Annotated in this window: 20 protein-coding genes; 8 read left to right on the plus strand and 12 right to left on the minus strand. The window is 72.4% G+C overall.

Features of this window, described 5'->3' with window-relative positions:
• Both ACKUU6_RS14360 and ACKUU6_RS14365 read right to left on the minus strand, forming a co-directional pair.
• The gene (locus tag ACKUU6_RS14360; protein ID WP_407988917.1) at positions 1-384 is read right to left on the minus strand and encodes a cold-shock protein; all 384 of its coding nucleotides are present in this window, start codon (positions 382-384) and stop codon (positions 1-3) included.
• Between the two features lie 381 nt (positions 385-765).
• Positions 766-1,905, minus strand: coding sequence for an alpha/beta hydrolase (locus ACKUU6_RS14365; protein WP_407988918.1), 1,140 nt, complete (start codon positions 1,903-1,905; stop codon positions 766-768).
• A gap of 168 nt (positions 1,906-2,073) precedes the next feature.
• On the opposite strand from ACKUU6_RS14365, the gene ACKUU6_RS14370 reads away from it, so the two are divergent.
• Complete coding sequence (locus ACKUU6_RS14370) at positions 2,074-2,289, plus strand: hypothetical protein (protein WP_407988919.1); 216 nt, start codon at positions 2,074-2,076, stop codon at positions 2,287-2,289.
• Between the two features lie 49 nt (positions 2,290-2,338).
• Here the strand turns inward: ACKUU6_RS14370 and ACKUU6_RS14375 are convergent, their stop codons facing one another.
• A complete protein-coding gene (locus ACKUU6_RS14375) occupies positions 2,339-2,944 on the minus strand; it encodes an HAD family hydrolase (protein ID WP_407988920.1) in 606 nt (201 codons plus the stop codon).
• 105 nt (positions 2,945-3,049) lie between these two features.
• Between ACKUU6_RS14375 and ACKUU6_RS14380 the strand changes: the two genes are divergently transcribed.
• Entirely contained in the window at positions 3,050-4,033 is a 984-nt protein-coding gene (locus ACKUU6_RS14380) for an ABC transporter substrate-binding protein (RefSeq protein WP_407988921.1), read from the plus strand.
• A 2-nt stretch (positions 4,034-4,035) separates the two neighbouring features.
• On the opposite strand, the gene ACKUU6_RS14385 is transcribed toward ACKUU6_RS14380, so the two are convergent.
• Complete coding sequence (locus ACKUU6_RS14385) at positions 4,036-4,668, minus strand: hypothetical protein (protein ID WP_407988922.1); 633 nt, start codon at positions 4,666-4,668, stop codon at positions 4,036-4,038.
• 126 nt (positions 4,669-4,794) lie between these two features.
• On the opposite strand from ACKUU6_RS14385, the gene ACKUU6_RS14390 reads away from it, so the two are divergent.
• Together ACKUU6_RS14390 and pgeF are read left to right on the plus strand one after the other, a co-directional pair.
• The gene (locus ACKUU6_RS14390) at positions 4,795-7,329 is read left to right on the plus strand and encodes a helicase-associated domain-containing protein (RefSeq protein ID WP_407988923.1); all 2,535 of its coding nucleotides are present in this window, start codon (positions 4,795-4,797) and stop codon (positions 7,327-7,329) included.
• Between the two features lie 10 nt (positions 7,330-7,339).
• Entirely contained in the window at positions 7,340-8,059 is a 720-nt protein-coding gene (pgeF, locus tag ACKUU6_RS14395) for a peptidoglycan editing factor PgeF (protein WP_407988924.1), read from the plus strand.
• A gap of 3 nt (positions 8,060-8,062) precedes the next feature.
• On the opposite strand, the gene ACKUU6_RS14400 is transcribed toward pgeF, so the two are convergent.
• A complete protein-coding gene (locus ACKUU6_RS14400; protein WP_407988925.1) occupies positions 8,063-8,311 on the minus strand; it encodes a hypothetical protein in 249 nt (82 codons plus the stop codon).
• Positions 8,312-8,503: 192 nt separating this feature from the next.
• Between ACKUU6_RS14400 and ACKUU6_RS14405 the strand changes: the two genes are divergently transcribed.
• The 3 genes from ACKUU6_RS14405 to ACKUU6_RS14415 all read left to right on the plus strand — a co-directional run bounded on the left by ACKUU6_RS14405 (position 8,504) and on the right by ACKUU6_RS14415 (position 15,034).
• The gene (locus ACKUU6_RS14405; protein ID WP_407988926.1) at positions 8,504-11,035 is read left to right on the plus strand and encodes a tetratricopeptide repeat protein; all 2,532 of its coding nucleotides are present in this window, start codon (positions 8,504-8,506) and stop codon (positions 11,033-11,035) included.
• 88 nt (positions 11,036-11,123) lie between these two features.
• Positions 11,124-12,761 carry a DNA repair helicase XPB gene (locus ACKUU6_RS14410; protein WP_407988927.1) on the plus strand — a complete coding sequence of 546 codons (1,638 nt, stop codon included), beginning with the start codon at positions 11,124-11,126 and terminating at the stop codon, positions 12,759-12,761.
• A gap of 206 nt (positions 12,762-12,967) precedes the next feature.
• On the plus strand, positions 12,968-15,034 hold the full coding sequence (locus ACKUU6_RS14415) for a HelD family protein (protein WP_407988928.1): 2,067 nt from the start codon (positions 12,968-12,970) through the stop codon (positions 15,032-15,034).
• A 61-nt stretch (positions 15,035-15,095) separates the two neighbouring features.
• On the opposite strand, the gene ACKUU6_RS14420 is transcribed toward ACKUU6_RS14415, so the two are convergent.
• Positions 15,096-15,782 (minus strand): copper homeostasis protein CutC, encoded by a 687-nt coding sequence (locus ACKUU6_RS14420; protein ID WP_407988929.1) that lies wholly within the window; start codon positions 15,780-15,782, stop codon positions 15,096-15,098.
• 180 nt (positions 15,783-15,962) lie between these two features.
• Here ACKUU6_RS14420 and ACKUU6_RS14425 point away from each other — a divergent pair, with 180 nt between their 5' ends.
• Positions 15,963-16,592, plus strand: a complete 630-nt coding sequence (locus ACKUU6_RS14425; RefSeq protein WP_407988930.1) for an HD domain-containing protein — start codon at positions 15,963-15,965, stop codon at positions 16,590-16,592.
• On the opposite strand, the gene ACKUU6_RS14430 is transcribed toward ACKUU6_RS14425, so the two are convergent.
• The 6 genes from ACKUU6_RS14430 to thrC all read right to left on the minus strand — a co-directional run bounded on the left by ACKUU6_RS14430 (position 16,573) and on the right by thrC (position 21,790).
• Positions 16,573-16,914: a DUF4031 domain-containing protein gene (locus tag ACKUU6_RS14430; protein ID WP_407988931.1), complete on the minus strand. Its 342-nt coding sequence runs from the start codon at positions 16,912-16,914 to the stop codon at positions 16,573-16,575. The two genes, ACKUU6_RS14425 and ACKUU6_RS14430, sit on opposite strands and share 20 nt — an antisense overlap.
• Positions 16,901-17,257, minus strand: coding sequence for a hypothetical protein (locus tag ACKUU6_RS14435; RefSeq protein ID WP_407988932.1), 357 nt, complete (start codon positions 17,255-17,257; stop codon positions 16,901-16,903). Before ACKUU6_RS14435 ends, ACKUU6_RS14430 begins: the two co-directional genes overlap by 14 nt.
• Before the next feature lie 175 nt (positions 17,258-17,432).
• The gene (gene groL / locus ACKUU6_RS14440) at positions 17,433-19,055 is read right to left on the minus strand and encodes a chaperonin GroEL (protein ID WP_407988933.1); all 1,623 of its coding nucleotides are present in this window, start codon (positions 19,053-19,055) and stop codon (positions 17,433-17,435) included.
• 315 nt (positions 19,056-19,370) lie between these two features.
• Positions 19,371-19,577 carry a cold-shock protein gene (locus ACKUU6_RS14445; RefSeq protein WP_184915598.1) on the minus strand — a complete coding sequence of 69 codons (207 nt, stop codon included), beginning with the start codon at positions 19,575-19,577 and terminating at the stop codon, positions 19,371-19,373.
• A 588-nt stretch (positions 19,578-20,165) separates the two neighbouring features.
• Entirely contained in the window at positions 20,166-20,444 is a 279-nt protein-coding gene (locus tag ACKUU6_RS14450) for a ubiquitin-like small modifier protein 1 (RefSeq protein WP_407988934.1), read from the minus strand.
• A 32-nt stretch (positions 20,445-20,476) separates the two neighbouring features.
• Positions 20,477-21,790 carry a threonine synthase gene (thrC, locus tag ACKUU6_RS14455; RefSeq protein ID WP_407988935.1) on the minus strand — a complete coding sequence of 438 codons (1,314 nt, stop codon included), beginning with the start codon at positions 21,788-21,790 and terminating at the stop codon, positions 20,477-20,479.
• Positions 21,791-21,795 lie beyond the last annotated feature (5 nt).

Raw genomic sequence — 21,795 nt, forward strand, 5'->3', positions numbered from 1 at the left:
TCAGACGTCGAACTGGTCCGCCACCCCGCGCAGCAGGGCGGCCAGCTTCTCGCCGGTCGGCTTGGCCGGGTAGCGGCCGTGCTGGAGGCCGGGGAGCACCGCGTCCAGCGTGGTGATCAGGTCCTGCACGATCGGGGCCATGTCGTCCGCGCTCTTGCGCTGGGCGGCGGCCACCGAGGGCAGCGCCTCCAGCAGCGTGACCGACATCGCCTGGTCGCCCCGGTGACCGGCCACCACGCCGAACTCGACCCGCTGTCCAGGCCGCAGCGCCGTCACCCCGGCGGGCAGCGCCTTGGTGTGCACGAAGACGTCACCGCCGTCGTCGCGCGACAGGAAGCCGAAGCCCTTCGTCTCGTTGAACCACTTGACCTGGCCGGTGGGCATCTCGAAAAGTCCTCGTGTGGGTGCGGGGAGACCCCGGCCGTGGGCCGGGGATCACCGGGGTGGATGGCGCGCCGACCGCGCCGGGGCGCCGGATCGGTGTCGGGGTGAGCAGCCTAATGATCCGTCAGTGCCTCACCGGCACGCAGCCGGTTTCTCGTACGGCGACCTGACGTGCCCGGCACTGCCCGACCGGGGCCTGGCGCGGCCGGGGAGCGGCTGAGCGCTCTGCACTGGCGACACCCCCGATCAGGACGGCGGGGCACCCGAACGGCCCCGCGCGAGAGCTGCATACCCTGACCACCCGCAGCCCGAAACTTTCCGTCCCCGAGGAACTGCGGTCCGTGACGGACCGTCGGATCCGCGCAGGTCGGCGGCGTGGGCTCAGGCGGGCGCGTTGAGCCGGTCGCCGAGCCAGCCGAGCGAGGCGGGGAGCATCCGGCTCCAGGTGTTGAAGTTGTGGCCGCCGGTCTCCAGGGTGATCGAGGAGACCTTGGTGGCGCTGCCCTTGGCGGCGTCGACGAACTTCCGGGTCGCGGGGTAGTAGTCCCCGTCGCCCTCCTTGCTCCCGCCGACCAGCAGCGAGACGGCCGGCTTCGGCAGGTTGGCCAGCCGCCAGTCCAGGTCCGCCTGGTCGCGGCGGTCGTGGCTGCCGCCGAACAGGTCACCGGTGGTCGGGTCCTCGGCCGCCCGGTAGTAGCCGGACAGCGAGACCCCGGCGGCGAACACGTCCGGGTGCTTCATGGCGAGCTTGAGCGCGCAGTACCCGCCGGTGGAGTTGCCGATGATCCCCCAGCTGCCCGGCCCCGAGGCGACCCGGTAGGAGTCCCGGACGGTCTGCGGCACGTCCTGCGCGAAGTACGTCTCCGACTGCGGGCCGCCCGGGACGTCCTCGCACTCGGTGTCCCGGGGCATGGCGGGCGACGGGCGCATCAGCACCAGGACGTACGGCTTGGTCTTCCCCTCGTTGATCAGCGACAGCTCGGTGGAGGGGTAGTTCAGCTTGGTGATCAGGTTCTTCGCGTCACCGGGGAAGCCCGTGATGGCGATCACGGCCGGGAACTTCCGGTCCTTGAACTCCGGCTGGAAGTACTGCGGCGGCAGGTAGACGTACCCCTCGGTGCTCAGACCGGTGGAGGCGCCGGGGATCCGGATCTTCTCCAGCTTCCCGACCGCCGCGGCCTCCCGGCCGACCGTGTTGGAACCCCGGACGTTCTCGCTCGAGATCGTCTGGACCACAGCCCCCTTGCGGCCGTCGGCGAGCTGACTCTGGATCACCACCGGGCCGTCCTGGTTGCTGCCGATCAGGTCGTCCCAGCTGCTGTAGAACGCGAAGTAGTTGTTGGCCACCAGACCGACGGTGCACATCACGGCGAGCTGGGTGGCCAGGATGGTCCCGATCCGGCCGAACACCGTCGCCCAGCTCCGCCTGGCCAGCCGGGGCCAGAGCCAGACCGTCGCGGCCACCGTCAGCACCGAGACCAGTGCGGACAGCGCGAGCACCTTGTGACTCGTCAGACCCATGTGTTCGTACGCCCCTGCTCTGCCCACTCGTTCCACCCGACACCTCAAGGGTGCCCGAGCGCCGGGGCCCCGGTCTGAGCGTCTGGGCTGAGCCCGCCCCCGCCGATCGACGGGGGCGGCGAACTGCGACACTGGAACCGTCCCGGGTCACGACGTCGAGGAGCCCCCGTGAGCACCCCCACCACCGACCGCGGCGACGGCCTTGTCCGAGCCGGTGCCATCGTCTTCCTGATCGGGGCGGTGGCCACCCTGGCGACCTTCGTCCCGCTCTTCTTCGACCTGGCCCGGCTGCCGTCGGTCGCCTACTGGATCTCGATGCTCATGCCCCTCGGCTTCCTGGTCGCCCTGACCGGCCTGCTCCGGTCCGCGCGCAGGCAGCACTGAGGCAGGCGCTCCGGGCGGCAGGGGCTCCGGGCGGCAGGGGCTCGGGCCCTCACGCCACGTACGTGTCCAGCCAGCCCGGGAACTCCGTGAGGTCCGCGAACACCACGTCCGCCCCCGCCGCACGGAGTTCCGCCGCGGTGTACGGCCCCGTCGCGACCCCGATCGCGACCACGCTCGCGGCCCGCGCCCCGATGATGTCCCCGAGGTGGTCGCCGACGTAGACGGTGGCGTCGTGCTCGCGGAGGGCGTCGCCCTTCGACTCGGCCCAGGTGTCGCCGACCAGGATGTCGACGGCCAGGCCGACGTGGTCGAGCTGGAGCCGGGCGTTGGACTCGTACTTGCCGGTGATCACCGCGACCCTCCCGCCGTGGGCCCGGACGGCGGCCAGCGACTCGACCACACCGGGCAGGAGCAGCGTGCCGGGCAGCGCGTGCTCGCGGTAGAGCGTCCGGTACAGGTCGGCCATCTCCGCCACCTCCTCGGCCGGGAACCAGTTCGCGATCTCGTGGGCCAGCGGCGGCCCGAGCCGGGTGACCGCCAGCGCGCTGTCGATCGGCACGCCGGTGGCGGCCGACAGGGCGTCATAGGTCGCCCGGATGCCGGGCCTGGTGTCGAGCAGGGTCATGTCGAGGTCGAAGCCCACGGTGAGAGACATGGCCCCCACCCTAGAAGGGGGAACTCACCGCACCGACGGCGCCCACCAGCAGACAACTCGGACATAATCGACAGCACTCGTACCGTCGAGCCGTCCGAGGTGCCGATGCCGCGTCAACTCTCCCGCCGTACCGCACTGGCCGGACTGGGGGCGGCCCTGGTGACCGGCTGCACCGCCTCACCCGCTCCCCCGGCCTTCCCCGACCTGCCGTCCGGAACGGAGACACCCAGCCCCGCGCCGGTGCCGAACGTCACCGTGACCGCCGCCACCGGCGAGGTCGTGGTGCCCGGCGCACCCCGGCGGGTGGTGGTGCTGGACACCGCCGAACTGGACTCCGCCTTCACCCTCGGCATCCCCCCGGTCGGCGCCGCCAGAGCCGCCGCAGACCGGGAGCTCCCCGACTACTGGCCGGCCGCCTGGCTGGACCGGATCGGCATCGTCGGCGACATCGGCAGCCCGGACAGCGCCCGGATCAGCGCCCTCGCCCCCGAACTGCTGCTCGGGAACCAGACCCGGGACGGCGCGCGCTACGACGCCCTGCGGGCGGTCGCCCCCACCGTGCTGAGCCGGACCACCGGCTTCCCCTGGAAGGAGAACTTCCAGCTGCACGCCCAGGCCCTCGGCCGCCAGGCGCAGGGTGCCGTCGTCTCCGCCGAGTACGGCCGGCACGTCGGCCGGGTCGTCCAGGCGATCGGCAACGCCGGCTCGGGCGGCCGGCGGATCAGCGTGGTCCGGTTCGTCGAGGGGTCACCGACCGTCCGGCTGTACGGGAAGCAGAGCTTCGTCGGCACCCTGCTGACCGACCTCCAGCTCGGCCGCCCCGACCCGCAGAACGTCGACCGGTTCGCCGTCGAGGTGCCGCCCGACCGGATCGGCCAGGCCGACGGGGACGTCCTCTTCTACTCGACGTACGGTGACCCCGCCAAGGCCGGCACCGACGCCGTGCTGGCCGGCGCCGGCTGGCAGGCGCTCGGCGCCGTCAGGGCGCACCGCGCCTTCGCGGTGGAGGACCAGCTGTGGTTCGAGGGCATCGGCTACACCGGCGCGAACCTGATCCTCGCCGAACTGCAGCACTTCCTCGGCGCCTGAGCTCAGCCCTCCGCCACGGCCTTGCGCCGACGCAACGTCACCAGCAGCAGGAACAGCGCCGACAGCACCGCCGCCACCCGCAGCGCATCCGGCGCGCCGTCCCACACCTGGCGCCCCAACTGGTCGGCCGGGCCCGCCGGGGAGCCCCACCGGCCCTGCGCGCGCCCCCACTGCCAGACCGCCGACCCGGTCATCGTGCCCAACGGCACCCCCAGCACCGCGAACTTCCTGGTCAGATCACCCAGCCGGGACACGTACGCCACCGCCCAGCCCGCCAGCAGCGCGAGCAGCTGGCCGGTGACCGCACCCGCCAGCAGCACCACGACCGCCAGCAGCACCACCGGCGACGGCCGACGGCCCGTCAGGAACGACCGGCCGGGCGCGGTCTCCTGCCCCTCCGGCTCGTGCTCCGCCGCCGCCTCCACCACCTGCTCGACGGCGGGCTCCGGCTCGGCCACCGGGAAGTCGAAGGTGATGCTGTCCCACCCCGGGAAGTCGGCGGCGCTCACCGTACGGCTCGGCACCACCTCCGCCACCGGCGCCTCGACCGGCTCCACCGGCACCTCCGGCGCGTACACCGACTCCCCCACCTCGACCTTCCGCCCCGACACCCGCCACCACTCACCGTCCGCCATACCCCCGACGCTACCCACGCGCCGGGGCGCGGTCACCCGGTTCGCCCATCACGGCTCGGGGCTCTGCCGGGAGACCGTCCGCCCGGACCCCTGGCCTGTCCGCTCCCGTGCCGTAATCTGGGTCGGATGACCAGTCAGCAGAGCGAGCCCCGCCCGGCCAGGGCCGCTGCACCCCGGACCCTCGCCGAGGAGCTCCGCGCGCGCGACGACCGTGCGCTCGCCGACCTGCTGCGGGCCCGCCCCGACCTGCTCAACCCGGTGCCGAGCGACCTCACCCAGCTGGCCGCCCGGCTCTCCAGCCGCGCGTCCACCCTCCGGGCCCTGGAGCGGCTGGACCGTTTCACCCTCCAGACCGCCGAGGCGCTCGCCGCCGCGCCGGACGGCTGCCCCGACACCGTGGTGCGCAACCTGCTGGCCGGCCCCGCCCGGGTGAAGCCGCACCCGGACGCGACCCAGGTGGACCGCGCCGCCGTCACCGCCGCCCTGCCCGGCGCGATCGCCACGCTCCGCTCGCAGGTGCTGCTCTGGGGCCCGGACTCGGCGCTCCGGCTGGTGATCGCGGTCCGCGAGGCGCTCGCCCCGACCGCCGCCAACCCCGGCCGGACCGGACTCGGCCCGACCCTGGCCGAGGCGACCGTCGGCATGTCGCCGGCCAGGCTCCAGCAACTGATCGCCGGCGCCGGACTGCCGCCCACCGCCGACCCGGTGACCGCCGTCGCCGCGCTCGGCGGCCTGCTCCAGGACCGCAAGCGCTGTGCCGCCCTGCTGGCCGGAGCCCCGGCCCCGGCGCTCGCCCTGCTCGAGAAGCTGGTCTGGGGGCCACCGACCGGCACCGTCCCGGACGCGGCCAGGCCGGTCACCGCGGACGAGGCCCGCAGCCCGGTCGAATGGCTGCTCGCCCGCGGCCTGCTGCTCCCCTCCAGCGCCGGATCGGTGGTGATCCCACGGGAGTTGGCACTGCACCTGCGCGGCGGCCGCAGTCACCGTACGGTCGAGCCGGTCCCGCCCGTGATCACGCCGACCGTCGAGCGTGATCCACAGGCTGTGGACGGAGCGGCGGCCGGGCAGGCCTACACCGCCGTCCGCACCGTCGAGGAGGTGCTGGAGGCCTGGGGTCTCCAGGCGCCGCCCACTCTGCGGGCCGGCGGCCTCGGCGTACGGGACCTCAAGCGGGCCGCGCTGATCCTGGAGTGCAGCGAGCAGACCGCCGCCTTCTGGCTCGAACTCGCCTACGTCTCCGGCCTGTTGGCGCCGGACGGGGAGACCGACGAGCATTGGGCGCCCACCCCGGCGTACGACCACTGGCTGCAGCAGTCGACCGCCGACCGCTGGTCGCTGCTGGCCCGCAACTGGCTGACCGCCACCCGGGTGGCCGGCCTGACCGGCACGCCGGACGGCAAGGGCAGGACCCGCGCCCCGCTCGGCCCCGAGCTGGACCGCACCCTCGCACCGTCCGTACGCCGCGCCGTCCTGGAGGCCCTTGCCGGTCTGCCGGCCGGAGGCGTGGCGGACGCCGCGACGCTGCTGCCGCTGCTCCGCTGGCAACGCCCGCTCCGCGGCGGCCCGGTGGGCCCGGACGGCCGGGACTTCCGGGACCACCTGGTCGACTGGACGCTGCACGAGGCCGAACTGCTCGGCATCACCGGCCGGGGCGCCCTCGGCACACCGGCCCGGGCGCTGCTCGACCACGCCGACCCCGCCGGCGTCCTGGACCCGCTGCTCCCGCAGCCCCTGGACCACGTGATCCTCCAGCCGGACCTGACCGCGATCGCCCCCGGCCCGCTGCTCACCCCGCTGGCCCAGGCACTGGCGCTCAGCGCGGACATCGAGTCCAAGGGCGGTGCGACGGTCTACCGGTTCACCACCGCCTCGATCCGGCGCGCGCTGGACGCCGGGCGGTCCGCCTCCGACCTGCACTCCTTCCTGGCCCAGCACTCCCGCACCCCCGTCCCGCAACCGCTCAGCTACCTGATCGACGACGTGGCGCGGCGGCACGGCGTGCTCCGGGTCGGCGCGGCCTCCTCGTACCTGCGCTGCGACGACCCCGGGCTGCTGGCCGAGGTGCTGGCCGACCGGCGCGCGGCCGAGCTGCGGCTGCGCCTGCTCGCCCCGACCGTGCTGGCCGCCCAGGCCGGGCCCGAGACGCTGCTCTCGGTGCTCAGGTCGATGGGATACGCCCCCGCCGCCGAGTCCGCCGAGGGCGACGTGCTGCTGACCCACCCCGACAGCCGCCGCACCCCGCCGCGCACCGCCCCCACCCCGGTCCCGGAGGGGCCGCCGGAGCCGGACCAGGTCCTGCTGACCGCCGCCGTCAAGGCCGTCCGGGCGGGCGACCGGGCCGCCACCGCCGTCCGCAGGGAGACCGTCACGGGCCCGGCCGCCCACCACCCGCAGAGCGGCCCGGCCCGCAGCGACCTGCGCCAACTCCCGCGCACCGCCGCGGCGGACACGCTGGCCGCGCTCCAGACCGCGGTGCTGCTCGGCGACCGGATGTGGATCGGCTACGTGAACGCCGAGGGTCTCTCCTCGCAGCGGGTGATCGACCCGGTGAAGGTCGAGGGTGGCTACGTCACCGCGTACGACCACCTCAGCGACGAGGTCCGCACCTTCGCCCTGCACCGGATCACCGGAGTCGCCGAACTGGCGGACAGCGCGCAGTAACCTTCGGATCATGGAGCTCGCACCCGGAATCCGGTACGCCGTCATGGACCGCCACGGCGGGGTCAGCCAGGCCCCGTACGACTCGCGCAACCTCGGCGGGCGGACCGACGACGACCCCTCGAACGTCCGCCGCAACCGCGAACTCACCGCGCTGGAACTGGGCCTGGACCCGGCCCGGGTGGTGATGATGCGTCAGGTGCACGGCACCGAGGTCGCCTACGTCACCGAGCCGTACGAACCGCACACCGCACCACCGTTGGACGGCATCGTCACCGACCGCCCCGGCCTCGGGCTGGTCGCGCTGGCCGCCGACTGCGCCCCCGTGCTGATCGGCGACCCGGTCCGGCGGCTGGTCGGCGCAGCCCACTCCGGCCGGGCCGGCACGGTCGCCGGGATGGCGACGGCCCTGGTCGCGGCGCTGACCGCGCGCGGCAGCGACCCGGCCGACCTGGTCGCCCTGGTCGGCCCGCTGGCCTGCGGCCGCTGCTACGAGGTGCCCGAGCAGATGCGAGCCGAAGCCTGCGAGCAGCTCCCCGAGCTCTGGGCCACCACCCGCCGGGGCACCCCGTCCCTGGACGTCCGGGCCGGCATCACCGCCCAGCTCACCAGGGCCGGGGTCGGCGAGATTCGGCACGACGACCGCTGCACCATCGAGGACGAGAACTTCTTCTCGCACCGCAGGGAGCAGGTCACCGGCCGGTTCGCCGCCTACGTCTGGCTCACCGCCTGACGGCTACTTCTTCTCCTTGGCGGCCTGCTCGGCCTGCTGCTGCTTGGCCTGCTCCATCAGCACCTCCGGGTCCGGCGGCGTCGGGTCCACCCCGGTGAGCAGTTCCGCCCCGGTGAACGCGACCAACCCGAACACCCCACCGGCGTTCTTGATGTCGGGCATCCCGGGGGTCTTGGCCGCATGGGCGGGCACGGCGGCGGCGGCCAGCGCGGCACCGGACAGCGCGACTGCGGCGAGCAGACGATTCGGCATCTTCATGCCCTGCCCAACGAGCCGTTTCCACGCAGGTCACCCACAACCACCCGAGTGCGCCGAACGGGCTGCGCGCCGTGCCGTTCTGACGACCGGCCAGGACCGGCTTCGCATCGGACCGATTCCGGCTGACAGGGACCCCGGAGTTCTCCTACGGTGGGGGCGCCGGCATCGGGCGAGGGCGAGGACCGTGTGACCGCTTCGGAGGACAGGCACAGCGTCCGCAACGAGATCAGCGGCGGGCTGTACCTCGGCACCGTGGTGCAGGGCGCCGACGTGACGCTCCAACTCCCCGCCACCGTCCCACCCGCACTCTCCGGTCTGCCTTCCCCCTCCCCGGCCTTCACCGGCCGGGACGCCGCGCGGGACACCCTGCTCGAAGCGCTCCGGCCAGGCTCGGCCCCGGCCGGAGCGGGCCACGTGATCGTCGGGCTGCCCGGAGTGGGGAAGACCGAGCTGGCTCTCCAGGTGGCTCACCACGCGCTGAGGGAGCCGGGTTTCCTACCGGGCGGCGTTCTCTTCATCGACCTGTTCGGCTACGACGACCAGCGCCGGGTGGGCCCCCACCGGGCCCTCGGCTCGTTGCTCCGCTCGCTGGCCGTGCCCGACGAGTGCATCCCGGAGGACCCGGCGGACCGGGAGCGGCAGTACCGCTCGGCCCTCGCCACCTACGCGGCGGGCGGACGGCGGATCCTGGTGCTCCTCGACAACGCGATGGACAGCGCCCAGGTCCGTCCGCTGCTCCCCGGTGACCCTCGGATCCCCGTGCTGATCACCTCCCGGCACTCCCTGAGCGACCTCGGGGCCCGCCTGCTCGACCTGTCCGTCCTGGAGCAGCAGGCAGCGGTGGACTTCATCGGGCGGAGCCTGCACGAGGTGGTCGGCCCCGCCGACACCCGGGTGCGGGACGAGCCGGAGGCGGCCGACGCGGTGGCGTCCCTCTGCGGCCGACTGCCCCTCGCGCTCTCGGTCGTCAGCGCCCTGCTGGCGGACGTCCCGGCCCGGCCGCTGCGCTCGATGGCGACCGCCCTGGGCGACGCACGCCACCGGCTGGAGGAGCTCAGCCGGGAGGATCTCGCCGTCCGCGCCGCCTTCGACCTCTCGTACCGGCACCTGTGCCCCGACCAGGCCAGGCTCTTCCGACTGCTGCCGCTCAACCCGGGGCCCGACCTGTCCACCGAGGCGGCGGCCCGGCTGGCCGACCTGGCGCCCGGTGACGCGGAGCGGTTGCTGCTGCCGCTCGTCCGCGGGCATCTGGTCGAGTCCGGATCGTCGTACGGGCGCTGGCGCATGCACGACCTCATGCGCCTGTTCGCGGAGGAACTCTGCCGCGCGCAGGAGACCCCGGACGAACGGGAGGCGGCCGCAGACCGGTTGTTCCAGTACTACGTCGTCACCACACACGCCGCGGACTCCCGGCTGGTCCCGGGAGCGCAGCCCGATTCCCTCTTCCCCGACCTGGACACCGCCCTGACCTGGCTGGACACCGAGCGGCACAACCTGCTCGCCGCCGCCCTCGTCGCACCGCGGCTGGGACGGCCCGGGGTGCTGCTCGACCTGCACTACTCGCTGATCGAGTTCCAGTCCCTCCGCCGGAACCTCGACGAGTCCGCCGAACTGGCCCTCGCGACACTCGAAGCGGTCCGATCGCCGGATCACCCGATGCCGAGGGAGGTCGAGGCCAGCGTCCTGAACAACCTCGCCACGGCCCAGCGCGAGCTGCGCCGGTTCGACGACGCGGTGGCCTCGTACCAGGAGGCCGAGAGCCTGCACCGGCTCAGCGGGGACGCCGAGTCGGTGGCCGGCACGCTCAACAACCTCGGTCTGACCTACCAGCAGATGAACCGTCCCGAGCTGGCCGTGGAGGTCCTCCGGCAGGCCCTGGCGCTCTATCCGCCGGAGACCGACCCCCGTTTCCGGGGCATGACCCACAACAACCTCGGCAAGGCCCTGCACAGCGTGCGCCGACTCCAGGAGGCCGCCGAAGCCTTCGGCGAGGACATCGTCATCTGCCAGGAGGCCGGTGACCTCAGGGGTGAGGGCGTCGCGCTCAACAACCTGGGGATGGTCCTGCGGGACCTGGGGCAGTTCCCGGCCGCAGTCGACGCCCACCGGCGCGCCCTCGCGGCCGCCCGGGAGACCAAGGACCGGCACAGCGAGGGCCTGGCCCAGGCGAACCTCGGGCTGGCCCTCGCCATGGGCCGTGAGGGAGAGGGGCCGCGCGAGGCCCTCGGCAGGCTCCTGACGGCCGTGGAAATCCTGGACTCGCTGGGCGACGACCACATGGCGGCCCAGGCGCGGAACCACCTCGGCAACGTCCTGATGCAGGTCGGTTCCCCGCAGCAGGCGATCGAGCCCCTCACGTCGGTGCTCGAACTGAGCCGCCGGACCGGAGACCGCCACACCGAGGCGATGGCACTGACCAACCTCGGCTCGGCCCTGGAGCTCTCCGGCTCGTACGGCGAGGCCGTCCAGGCCCAGACAGCGGCCGTCACCCTCTACCGGCAGCTGGGTGGACGCCACTACGAGGCACAGGCCCTGCTCAACCTCGGCCTGGCGTACCGGCGCACCGGCGACCTGCGGGCGGCCGACCAGGCGTTCGGCGAGTCAGCCGCCGCCTTCCAGGAAACCGGCGACGAGGAGAACCTCGCCAAGGTCATGCGGCTCCGGAACCAGACTCCGCGCAGACGCCCTTGGCGCCCGCAGCACTGGCTGAGGCGCTGAGCTCCTCCGCCGCCGGCGCTGATGCGGCAGACTGGACGTTTGGCCACCCGCACCCGGGTCGGGCCACCCCTGCCCGAAAGGGACGCGTGTGAACGACGGACCGCTGATCGTCCAGAGCGACAAGACCCTGCTGCTGGAGATCGACCACCCCAAGGCAGCCGACTGCCGCCGTGCGATCGCGCCGTTCGCGGAGCTGGAGCGGGCGCCCGAGCACGTCCACACCTACCGGGTCACCCCGCTCGGGCTGTGGAACGCCCGGGCCGCCGGGCACGACGCCGAGCAGGTGGTGGACGCTCTGGTGACGTACTCGCGCTACCCCGTGCCGCACGCGCTGCTGGTGGACGTGGCCGACACCATGGGCCGGTACGGGCGGCTGCAGCTGTCCAAGCACCCGGTGCACGGGCTGGTGCTGAGCACCACCGACCGGCCGGTGCTGGAGGAGGTGCTGAAGTCGAAGAAGATCGCCCCGCTGGTGGGCGCCAGGCTCGACCCGGACACCGTGGTCGTGCACCCCTCGGAGCGCGGCCAGATCAAGCAGGTTCTGCTCAAGCTGGGTTGGCCGGCCGAGGACCACGCCGGGTACGTGGACGGCGAGGCGCACCCGATCGAGCTGGAGCAGGACGGCTGGACGCTGCGCCCGTACCAGCAGCAGGCGGTGGAGGGCTTCTGGCACGGCGGCAGCGGTGTCGTGGTGCTGCCCTGTGGCGCGGGCAAGACGCTGGTCGGCGCGGCCGCGATGGCGGAGGCCAAGTCGACCACGCTGATCCTGGTGACCAACACCGTCTCGGCCCGGCAGTGGAAGCACGAGCTGGTGAAGCGGACCTCGCTGACCGAGGACGAGATCGGCGAGTACAGCGGGACGCGGAAGGAGATCCGCCCGGTCACCATCGCCACCTACCAGGTGATGACGACCAAGCGGAAGGGCACCTACGCGCACCTGGAGCTGTTCGACGCGCGGAACTGGGGCCTGGTGGTCTACGACGAGGTGCACCTGCTGCCCGCGCCGGTCTTCAAGTTCACCGCCGACCTCCAGGCCAGGCGGCGGCTCGGCCTGACCGCCACGCTGGTCCGCGAGGACGGCCGGGAGGGCGACGTCTTCTCGCTGATCGGGCCCAAGCGGTTCGACGCGCCGTGGAAGGAGATCGAGGCGCAGGGCTACATCGCGCCCGCCGACTGCTGCGAGGTCCGGGTCACCCTCACCGACTCGGAGCGGCTGACCTACGCCACCGCCGAGCCGGAGGAGCGCTACCGGTACTGCGCCACCACCGCGACCAAGCGGCGCGTGGTGGAGGCCCTGGTCAAGAAGCACGAGAAGGACCAGACCCTGATCATCGGTCAGTACATCGACCAGCTGGACGAGCTGGGCGAGGTGCTGAACGCGCCGGTGATCAAGGGCGAGACCAGCAACGCACAGCGCGAGAAGCTGTTCGAGGCGTTCCGCACCAAGGAGATCAGCGTGCTGGTGGTCTCCAAGGTGGCCAACTTCTCCATCGACCTGCCCGAGGCGACGGTGGCGATCCAGGTCTCCGGCACCTTCGGCTCCCGGCAGGAGGAGGCCCAGCGCCTCGGCCGGGTGCTGCGCCCGAAGGCGGACGGACACTCCGCGCACTTCTACTCGGTGGTGGCCCGGGACACCGTCGACCAGGACTTCGCCGCCCACCGGCAGCGCTTCCTGGCCGAGCAGGGCTACGCCTACCGGATCATCGACGCGGACGAGGTCCTGTAGGGGTCCAGTTAGCGGGGCGTCAGGGCGCGAAAACGATTCGCGCCCCGGGCGGGGGCAGGTCTAGGATCTCCGATCTTGCCCCCTCCCGAAGCGTGGTGCCGTCACGGCAGCCGTGGGAGCCCGTCCGGTCGGCAACCGGGCGGTTTCTTCACCGTGAGCTAACGACGAGACCGCCACCCCGCGCCGGGTGGCCGGGAAGGTTCGCTGTGCACTCCCCCACCGTTGACCCGCCGCCCATCGACCCGCTGCTCCAGCGCGAACGGGACCACCTGGCCGCCTCCCGGGCCGCGCTGCGCGCGATGCGCGCGGACGTCGAGTCGCTCGACCTGCGCGACGTGACCGGCACCTGGGTCTCCGCCGCCGTCCTGCAGAACCAGATCGAGAACCGGATCGCCGCACTCGCCGACCTGGCGCACACCCCGCTGTTCTTCGGCCGGCTGGACTACCGGCACGCGATCAGCGAGGAGGCCGCCGAGGGCGGCAGCGGCGAGCGGTTCTACATCGGGCGGCGGCACGTGCACGACGCCACCGGCGACCCGATGGTGATCGACTGGCGGGCCCCGGTCTCCCAGCCGTTCTACCGGGCCAGCAGGACCGACCCGCTGGATGTCGACCGGCGGCGCCGGTTCGGTTACACCGGCGGCGAGTTGACCGCGTACGAGGACGAACACCTGACCGATCCGGCGGAGACCGACGGCACCTCCGCCCTGCTGGCCGCCGAGATCGAGAAGCCCCGCGTCGGCCCGATGCGGGACATCGTCGCCACCATCCAGCCCGAGCAGGACGAGATCGTCCGGGCCGAGATCGGCGGCACCATCTGCGTCCAGGGCGCCCCCGGCACCGGCAAGACCGCCGTCGGCCTGCACCGGGTCGCGTACCTGCTGTACGCGCACCGCGACCGGCTCGCCAAGTCCGGCACCCTGGTGGTCGGACCGAACCGCTCGTTCCTGCACTACATCGAGCAGGTCCTGCCCGCACTGGGCGAGTTGGACGTCGCCCAGGCGACCGTGCAGGAGCTGGTCAAGCACGTCGAGATCCGCGCCGAGGACCCGTCCGAGGCCGCCCGCCTCAAGGGCGACGCCCGGATGGCCGAGGTGCTGCGGCGTGCCGTCCGGTCCGGCATCAGCCTGCCGACGGAACCGCTCGTGGTGGTCCGCGGCTCCCGCCGCTGGCGCCTGCCGGTGTACGAACTCGTCGAGATCATCGAGGAGTTGCGCGGACGGGAGATCCGCTACGGCGCGGCGGGCGAGGCGCTGCCGCAGCGGCTGGCGCACGCGATCCTGCTCAAGATGGAACAGGACGGCGAGGCCCCCGACGACCGGGTGCAGGACGCGGTGGCCCGTAATCCGCAGGTCAAGGCCATGGTCAAGCAGTGCTGGCCGCCGGTCGACCCGGCCAAGCTGGTGCACCGGCTGCTCACCGACGCCGCGTTCCTGGCGAGCTGCGCCGACGGGGTCCTGACCGAGGAGGAGCAGGCCACCATCCGCTGGACCAGGCCCACCCGTTCGGTGCGGACTGCCCCCTGGACCGCCGCCGACGCGGTGCTGGTCGACGAGACCGCCGACCTGGTCCAGCGCACCGCCTCACTCGGTCACGTCGTCCTGGACGAGGCGCAGGACCTCTCACCGATGCAGTACCGCGCCGTCGGCCGCCGGTGCAGCACCGGCTCCGCCACCGTGCTGGGCGACCTGGCCCAGGGCACCACCCCCTGGGCGACCGGCAGTTGGGCCGAGGCCCTGCACCACCTCGGCAAGCCGACCGCCCACGTCGAGGAGCTGACCAAGGGCTTCCGGGTGCCCGAGGAGGTGATCGCGTACGCCTCCCGGCTGCTGCCCGCGATCGCCCCCGGCCTCGCACCGGCCACCTCGGTCCGTGACGCGCCCGGCTCGCTGAGCCTCCGTCAGGTCGAGGCCGACGCGCTGGACGCGGCCCTGGTCGCGGCCTGCCGCAGTGCGCTGGAGCGCGAGGGTTCCACCGGTCTGATCGCCGCCGACGCCCGCATCCCCGCGCTGGCCGAAGCACTCACGGCCGCCGGACTGCCCTTCCTCGACCCCGGCACCGAGACCAGCGCCGACGCCCGCCTCACCCTGGTCCCCGCCTCCCTCGCCAAGGGCCTCGAGTACGACTACGTGGTCCTCGACGAACCGGCCGCCGTCGTCGCCGGCGAACCCGACGAACGGACCGGCCTGCGCCGCCTCTACGTCGCCCTCACCCGGGCGGTCTCCGGGCTGGCGGTGCTGCACGCCCAGCCACTTCCGGAGCAGCTGCGCTAGCCGCTGCCGGTGTGCGGCTCCGTCGCGGGCGGCGCCGCACACCGGCAGGGAGCCCCCGCGTTCACGCGTCGATCAGCGCCCGCCAGGCGGCGACCTTGGCGGGGTCGACCGGAGTCGCCCAGCCGTTGCGGCGCACGGGCCCGCCGACGTGGAAGCCGTCGAAGCCGGCCGCCCGGAGACCGGGGACGTGTTCGGCCCGGAGACCACCGCCGATCAGGATCTCCTGCCGGTAGCCGGGGTCACCGGACTTGGCGAGTTCGCCCGCCAGCACCTCCCCGCCCGCGCTCACCCCCGCTGCGGAGCCGGAGGTGAGGAAGGTGTCCAGGCCCGGCAGATCGCCCACGGCGGCCCGGACGGCGGCCCGGTCCAGGCTGTGGTCGATCGCCCGGTGGAAGGTCCAGCGGCAGCCCGCCACGGCCTCTGCGACGGCCTCGGTCGCGGCCAGGTCCACCGCACCGTCGGCGTCCAGGAACCCGAAGACGAACTCCTCGGCCCCCTCGGAGCGCAGCGCGGCGGCCCGCGCGCGCAGCTCGTCCAGGCTGCCGGGGGTGAAGCCGTCCCGGATCCGGAGCATCACCCGGAGCGGCAGGTCGACCGCGTTCCGGATCGCGGCGAAGTCCGCCGACGAGGGCGTCAGCCCGTCCGCGGCCATGTCGGTGACCAGTTCGAGTCGGTCGGCACCGCCCGCCTGAGCAGCCCGGGCGTCCTCCGCCGTCAACGCGATCACTTCGAACATTGGTCTAGACATATTGCTTACCCTGCCACATCAGGAGGCCCGTCGGCGAGCCCCCTGCGCAGTGGAACGGATCAGTCCGCCCTGCGCCTCCCGGCGCGGCGAGCGCCCGGCAGAACCGCTCCGGCGCCGTGCCCGAACATACGGCGGACGGCGGCAGCGACCGCCGGTGCGCCGTCGGGAAGAATGCCCGTCATGACGACCGAGCTGCTCGACCGTTGGACCGCCCTGCTGCTCCGCGCCGGAGCCACCGTCGACCCGGAGCCGTACGGCCGCGACCTGCTGGCCCGCTGGGCCGAACCGCAGCGGCACTACCACCGCACCGAGCACCTGGCGGCCGTCCTCGACCAGATCGACGCGCTCGCCGGACACGCCGACGACCCGGACGCCATCCGGCTGGCCGCCTGGTTCCACGACGCCGTCTACAAGCCCGACCGGTCGGAGAACGAGGAGCGCAGCGCCCAACTGGCCGTCCGCGCCCTGCGCGAGGCCGGCCTCGCCGAGCCGCTGACCGAGGAGGTCGCCCGCCTGGTCCGGCTCACCGTCGGCCACCACCCCGCTCCCGGCGACCGCAACGGCGAGGTGCTCTGCGACGCCGACCTCGCCGTCCTCGGCGGCACCCCCGAGCAGTACGCCGCCTACGCAGCCGCCGTCCGCGCGGAGTACGCCTTCGTCCCCGAGGACGCCTTCCGCGAGGGCCGGGCCGCCATCCTGCGCCAGCTCCTCACCCTGCCCGCGCTCTACCGGACGACCGACGCCCGGGAGCGCTACGACGAGCCCGCCCGCCGCAACCTGGCAGCCGAACTCATGCTCCTGGAGCGCTGACCCCGCGACCGGCCTTCCGCCGCCGCAGTCCGGCCGCGGTCAGCCGGGCCACCAGCTCCTTGCTACCCACCGGCTGCGCGCCGGGCCCGACCGCCTTCTCGTACCAGGCGGCCGGGATGTCCAAGGGGCCCCCGGCCGAAGGCTGGGGGAGGTCACGTTCGAAACCGCGCGCGGGGGCGCCCAACCGTTCGGCGAAGGCGTGCGGCTCCTCGTACGAGGCGTCGCTCACCGACCAGTGCTTCCCGTGCCCCGGCCAGGACAGGGCGTCTCCTGCCCGATGCCGGGCAGGGAGGGCAGGTCGATCAGGATCACGACAGCGCACCCACCGGCGCCACCACGGTCGCCTCCTTGCCGCACATCCAGTGCGGCTCGGGCCCGAGCTCCGGCTCCACGCTCAGCGCGTGCGGGTCCCCCTCGGCCGCACACGCCTCGCACAGCGGCCAGCGCCCGTACGCCTCCAGCAGCTTGTCCTGCACGTCCTGCGCCACCAGCCCGAGCACGTAGTCCGTCCCGTCCGGCCACTGCTCCAACCACCACCGCCGGTGGGTCACGGCGTCCTCCACCAGCGACACCACCTGCGGGTCGGCCACGTCCCGAGCGGTCAGGTCGGCAAGGATCAGCGCCCGCGCGGCGTGCAGCGCGGCTTCGATGTCGGTGGCACTCATCCCACCATTGTCCCGCAGCTGCTCAAGAGCCGGAGACGGCCCGCGGAAAGCGGGCCAGGTCCTGGGCCGTTGGGCGGCGTCATCATCCACGAGGGTGAAACGCCGCAGGGCGGCCTCCCCGGTGAAGGGGAGACCGCCCTGACGGACGTTCGGAACCGACTGATCCTCAGGAGGATCAGAAGTCCATGTCGCCACCCGGCATGCCGCCGCCCGCAGGGGCACCGGCCTTCTCGGGCTTGTCGGCGATGACGGCCTCGGTGGTGAGGAAGAGCGCCGCGATGGAGGCGGCGTTCTGCAGCGCCGAGCGCGTGACCTTGGCCGGGTCGATGATGCCCGCGGCGATGAGGTCGACGTACTCGTTGGTCGCGGCGTTCAGACCCCAACCGGCCTGCAGGTTGCGGACCTTCTCCACGACGACGCCACCCTCGAGGCCGGCGTTGACCGCGATCTGCTTGATCGGGGCCTCCAGCGCGACGCGGACGATGTTGGCACCGGTGGCCTCGTCGCCCTCGAGCTCCAGCTTGTCGAACACGACACCGGCCTGCAGCAGCGCGACGCCACCACCGGCGACGATGCCCTCCTCGACGGCGGCCTTCGCGTTGCGGACGGCGTCCTCGATGCGGTGCTTGCGCTCCTTGAGCTCGACCTCGGTCGCGGCACCGGCCTTGATGACGGCCACGCCGCCCGCGAGCTTCGCCAGGCGCTCCTGGAGCTTCTCGCGGTCGTAGTCCGAATCGGAGTTCTCGATCTCGGCACGGATCTGGTTGACCCGGCCGGCGACCTGGTCGCTCTCGCCGCCACCGTCGACGATGGTGGTCTCGTCCTTGGTGATGACCACCTTGCGGGCGGTGCCCAGCAGGTCGACGCCGGCGTTCTCGAGCTTGAGGCCGACCTCCTCGGAGATCACGGTGCCACCGGTGAGGATGGCGATGTCGCCGAGCATGGCCTTGCGACGGTCACCGAAGCCCGGGGCCTTGACGGCGACGGACTTGAAGGTGCCACGGATCTTGTTCACGACCAGGGTCGACAGGGCCTCGCCCTCGACGTCCTCGGCGATGATGACGAGCGGCTTGCCGCTCTGCATGACCTTCTCAAGCAGCGGGAGCAGGTCCTTGACCGAGCCGATCTTGGAGTTGGCGATCAGGATGTAGGGGTCCTCGAACGAGGTCTCCATCCGCTCCAGGTCGGTGGCGAAGTACGCGGAGATGTAGCCCTTGTCGAAGCGCATGCCCTCGGTGAGCTCGAGCTCGAGACCGAAGGTGTTGCTCTCCTCGACGGTGATGACGCCTTCCTTGCCGACCTTGTCCATGGCCTCGGCGATGAGCTCGCCGATCTGGGTGTCGGCGGCCGAGATGGAGGCCGTCGAAGCGATCTGCTCCTTGGTCTCGACATCCTTGGCCTGGGCCAGCAGCTGGTCCGAGACGGCCTTGACGGCCTTCTCGATGCCGCGCTTGAGGGCCATCGGGTTGGCGCCGGCCGCGACGTTGCGCAGACCCTCGCGCACGAGCGCCTGGGCCAGCACGGTGGCGGTGGTGGTGCCGTCGCCCGCGACGTCGTCGGTCTTCTTGGCGACCTCCTTGACGAGCTCGGCACCGATCTTCTCGTACGGGTCCTCGAGCTCGATCTCCTTGGCGATGGAGACACCGTCGTTGGTGATCGTGGGGGCGCCCCACTTCTTCTCAAGGACGACGTTGCGGCCCTTGGGGCCCAGCGTCACCTTGACGGCGTCGGCAAGCTGGTTCATGCCACGCTCGAGTCCGCGGCGAGCTTCCTCGTCAAAAGCGATGATCTTGGCCATCGGAAGTGGTCCTCCAGGACACGGTCGACTGCACCGGACCGAGGGGCGCCCGCGACGGACGGCCCTGGTGTGCGGGGGTCTTGTCCCCTACCGCTCCCGGGGGCCTCACCGACCCGGTCCGTTGTCACTCTCATGCTGTGAGTGCTAACGCCAATGATTAGCACTCTCGGGTATCGAGTGCAAGCCCCACCGTGGTAGTGGCGTCCTCCGGACGGGAACGCCGCAGGCCCGTACGACGGGTGTCGTACGGGCCTGCGGACCGAGCAGGTGACGCCAGCTCGTTGGCCGAGCCGAGACTCCGAGGTTCGGAAAGGATCAGACCGCCGGCGTACGGACCATGTCCGCCTGCGGGCCCTTCTGTCCCTGGGAGATCTCGAACTCGACCCGCTGGCCCTCCTCGAGGGTGCGGTAGCCGTCCATCTGGATCGCGCTGTAGTGGACGAACACGTCCGCACCACCGTCGACCGCGATGAAGCCGTACCCCTTCTCCGCGTTGAACCACTTGACGGTGCCCTGAGCCATTCCGAACTCCCCTTGTGCTGTGCTGGCCCTTCGCGGACCCGCAGGATGCGGGCCCAGGTCTGAACAGGCACGCCCGAGGGAACCCCCCCTGGGCGCAGCCGTGCACGCCGCAAACGCCCCACCGGGCCACCGCGAGGCGGTCCGGCCGACGGGTGAATGCGTCGATCGCGGCTGAATGTATCCGGACAGACGCCCTCTGCAACAGGGCCCACCTTGCTGAATTCAGGAGCGGTCGAATGGGATATCGAGGGAGGAAAGCGGCAGAATGCGGCAATTCACTCCGGGCATAGCGGACTCATCACCGCAAAATGCGGCCAGATTTCTGACGCTTGCCTGACATCTTCTGTCTCACGCGGTCCGGCGGATGTCTCAACGGCCGGACGGGCCTTGCGTACGCGATCGGCTGACGGTGCGTGGAACTGGCGGCGGCTGGAGCGGATTCGCCGACTCGAGTCGCACTCTACTCCCTCGCGCCCACCCGGATTTCCACCCGACTTTCCACTCGACGACGGCGAGCCGCCGCCGGTACCGGAAATAGCGATTCCGGTACCGGCGGCGGCTCGACGGCATTCCGCGGAGTGCCGGAGTTCAGCAGCCGCCGGCCACCGCGGGAATGATCGAGATGCCCGCGCCGTCCTTGATCTCGGTCTCCAGACCCTCGGCGAATCGCACGTCGTCGTCGTTCACGTACACGTTGACGAAGCGGCGCAGCTTGCCCGCGTCGTCCAGCACCCGGGCGGCGATGCCGGGGTGGTTGGCGTCCAGGTCGGCGATGACGGCGCCCAGGGTGGCGCCCTCGGCGGTGACCTCGGCGGCGCCGCCGGTGTAGGTGCGCAGGATGGTCGGGATGCGGACGGTGGCGCTCATGCGCGGGCTCCTAGCGGGGAGGTGAGGGGGGATCAGGCGGAGGCGGCGAGACCGGCGGCGCGGCTGTGCTGGTCGAGGATTCCGCTGGCGCGGAGGGAGTCCAGCGTCGGGCGGATGGTGGCGGTCAGGCCCGCCTCGGCGACGGCGTCCAGGGTCTTCAGACCGTCACCGGTGTTGATCGCGACGGTCTCCTTGGACGGGTCGAGCTGACCGGTCTCGACCAGCTTCTTCAGCACGCCGATGGTCACCCCGCCGGCGGTCTCGGCGAAGATGCCCTCGGTCCTGGCCAGCAGCTTGATCGCGTCGACCACCTGGGCGTCCGTCACGTCCTCCACCGCCCCGCCGGTGCGGCGGGCGATGTCCAGCACGTACGGGCCGTCGGCCGGGTTGCCGATCGCCAGCGACTTGGCGATGGTGTCCGGCTTGACCGGGCGGATCACGTCGTGGCCCGCCTTGAAGGCGGCGGAGACCGGGGAGCAGCCCTCGGCCTGGGCCCCGAAGATCTTGTAGGGCCGGTCCTCGACCAGGCCGAGCTTGATCAGCTCCTGCAGACCCTTGTCGATCTTGGTGAGCTGGGAGCCCGAGGCGATCGGGATCACCAGCTGCTCCGGCAGCCGCCAGCCGAGCTGCTCGCAGATCTCGTACGCCAGCGTCTTCGAGCCCTCGCCGTAGTACGGCCGGAGGTTGACGTTGACGAAGCCCCAGCCCTCGCCGGCCGGGTCGCCGATCAGTTCGGAGCAGAACCGGTTCACGTCGTCGTAGTTGCCCTCGATGCCGACCAGCTCGCCGCCGTACACACCGGCCATCACGACCTTGCCCTGCTCCAGGTCGTGCGGGATGAAGACGCAGGACTTGAAACCGGCCCGGGCCGCGGCGGCACCGACGGCGCCGGCCAGGTTGCCCGTGGAGGAGCACGAGAGGGTGGTGAAGTTGAAGGCGCGCGCCGCCTCGATGGCGCAGGCGACCACCCGGTCCTTGAAGGAGTGGGTCGGGTTGCCCGAGTCGTCCTTGACGTGCAGCTGGGCGGTGAACCCGAGCTCGCGGCCCAGGTTGTCGGCCTTCACCAGCGGCGTCCAGCCCGGGTTCAGGTTGGGCTTGCCCGCCACGTCGGCCGGGACCGGCAGCAGCGGCGCGTAGCGCCAGATCGACGCGGGACCGGCCTCGATCCGCTTGCGCAGCTCCTCGGCGGACTCGGAGCCGAACTCGTACGCGATCTCCAGCGGGCCGAAGCACTCGACGCAGGCGAAGCTCGGACCGAGCGGGAATCGGGTGCCACACTCACGACAGGACAGGGCGGCAGCGGGGCCGAGGTCGACGGTCGGGGCGGCAGAAACAGCGGTAGCCATGATGG

Source organism: Kitasatospora sp. CMC57, from assembly GCF_045866025.2.
Lineage (GTDB): Bacteria > Actinomycetota > Actinomycetes > Streptomycetales > Streptomycetaceae > Kitasatospora.